The 2,174-nt window shown below is 45.3% G+C and carries 3 protein-coding genes; 2 read left to right on the plus strand and 1 reads right to left on the minus strand.

The window, feature by feature from the left end:
- Nucleotides 1-280 precede the first annotated feature (280 nt).
- The gene (locus F6K20_RS35295) at nucleotides 281-1,045 is read left to right on the plus strand and encodes a methyltransferase domain-containing protein (protein ID WP_008188138.1); all 765 of its coding nucleotides are present in this window, start codon (nucleotides 281-283) and stop codon (nucleotides 1,043-1,045) included.
- A gap of 25 nt (nucleotides 1,046-1,070) precedes the next feature.
- The gene (locus F6K20_RS35300) at nucleotides 1,071-1,511 is read left to right on the plus strand and encodes a hypothetical protein (protein WP_008188139.1); all 441 of its coding nucleotides are present in this window, start codon (nucleotides 1,071-1,073) and stop codon (nucleotides 1,509-1,511) included.
- Between the two features lie 10 nt (nucleotides 1,512-1,521).
- Here the strand turns inward: F6K20_RS35300 and F6K20_RS35305 are convergent, their stop codons facing one another.
- Nucleotides 1,522-1,761, minus strand: a complete 240-nt coding sequence (locus tag F6K20_RS35305; protein WP_324293511.1) for a type II toxin-antitoxin system VapC family toxin — start codon at nucleotides 1,759-1,761, stop codon at nucleotides 1,522-1,524.
- Nucleotides 1,762-2,174 lie beyond the last annotated feature (413 nt).

Raw genomic sequence — 2,174 nt, forward strand, 5'->3', positions numbered from 1 at the left:
AGGAACCCTTGCCCAATGACGATCCTTTTTGGTCTCATCCGCGCATTATAGTAACTCCCCATATTGCTGCTGTGGGTAACCCTAAGGAGCTAGCCGCTCGCATTGTGGATACAATCGATTGCAGTCGTGAGGGAAGACCATTGGAGAATGCAATTGATCGCAACCGGGGCTACTAAGTCTTAATTGCGTGTTGGCTCAATAGTGCTTAAGTATATGCCAAAGAAATAGTCTTTGACGATCCACTAAATCCACCTTGATTTTAAAACAAAGGAGCTATCTTATGGAAGCAACACAACCTACCCAGCCCGAGAGGGCTTTCAAATACTTTGATTTGTATGGCTCAATGCGATCGCACAAAATCATGTTAGAAGATAGCGCGAGGATGGAAGCCTATCACTCAGCTATATTCAAGAACAAGTCGGAAATGATCGCGGACAAGGTCGTCCTTGATGTCGGTACTGGAACAGGTGTATTAGCTGTTTGGGCCGCTAAAGCTGGTGCAAAACGTGTTTACGCCGTGGACGCTAGTAATGCTGCTAAACTTGCTAGACGGTTAGTTCAGTCGTCAAATGTGTCAGATGTCGTGACAATTCTCAACTCAAAAGTAGAGGAGGTGGAAATACCCGAACCCGTAGATGTAATTGTCAGCGAATGGATGGGCTGCTTTTTGCTCAAAGAATCGATGTTTGATAGCGTGGCATATGCTCGCGACAAATGGCTAAAACCAGGTGGATTGATGTTGCCTTCCCGTGCCACAATTATCCTTGGACTGTATGCACCAGATAACGATCGCGATCGCACCGATTTTGTCAGATTCAAGCTGGAAAAAGAGATAGCAGAGTGGAACGAAACGGTTACTAATCTTCAGAGTCTTGATGTGGACTATTCCATTTTCACTTCGGAGGTGGTTCAGGATTTGTCAGACTACTTTTTGACAAATAAGTACCTGGACAAAAATAAACATTACTGTATTAACTTGTGTAAAGTGGCCAAAAGTCCCTCTGCTCCCTGCTCCCTGCTCCCTGCTCCCTATGTAAAGAGTTAATTTTAGTTTTGTCCGACTACTTAGTATGCGCGTCAACTACTTGTCCCCAGACAATCTCGCCTCAGCACCACAGAAAGTGCTTGAGTTTGACTGTGCCACAGTCGATGCGACCGCACTCCTCCAGTTCAGCCAGGATTTTGAGTACACTATCAGCAAACACGCTGAAATTAAAGGGTTTCTTGGCTGGTTCACCACAGATTTTCCCAACGGAGTCGTTCTCGATACTGGGCCTGGACCAACTTACAGCCACTGGGGTCAGCAACTATACCCCCTCAAAGAGAGCTTAAAAGTTGCACCGGGCGATCGGGTAGTGGGAACAATTACTGTTAGCCGAGATCCGGATGAGCCGAGATTTAACATAATTGAGTTAAAGTACCAAGTTAATACAGGTCTAGAACAGACTGCTCTGTTCAACGTGGGCCATGTACAACATCTGGATGAAGGATCAAAAAATGTATTCGGCTGACCACTGAATGTTAAGTAGGTGGAATAGCATTAACATAAGAATAATTGAATATTTTCTGATCTACTGTCACTATAGAACAATTAGATAATCTCGCCGTTGCGACAATTATTCTATCTGCCGGGTCTTTGTGAAAATCACCTGGTAGTGATTGAGCATCAACTGCGATCGCAGGAGTGATAGAAAAAAGAATAACTCCTTCTTGTGCTAGGGCAATTTCAAACCATTCTTGAATAGATACCGGAAGAATTATCCTGCCTGCACGCTTCTAGTCTTGCTATCTCAATAAGACTTATCGTACAAACTCCTAATCCATTTGGTCTCTCATTCTCAATGACCTCACGGTGGTAACTGGTCAGTTTAGGATCGTTATGATTCCACCAAACAAAAATATGAGTGTCCAGAACAATCATAAAACTTCTCGATCGCTATTCTCCATATCCCAGTCTTCTAGAGGGATAGCTGGCTCTTCAGGATCAGCATAGTATGCGTAGGGCTGCTTGTTTGCCAATGGTAAGATAGGATATTCCTTGTCTTGATGCAAAGCGCGAGTGGGGGAAACCACGGCAGTCGCTCATGGGGAAGACCACGGCAGTCGCTCATGGGGGAAACCACGGCAGTCGCTCATGGGGGAGACCACGGCAGTCGCTCATGGGGGAAACCCCA

It is taken from the genome of Moorena sp. SIO2C4, assembly GCF_010672485.1.
GTDB classification, from domain to species: domain Bacteria; phylum Cyanobacteriota; class Cyanobacteriia; order Cyanobacteriales; family Coleofasciculaceae; genus Moorena; species Moorena producens.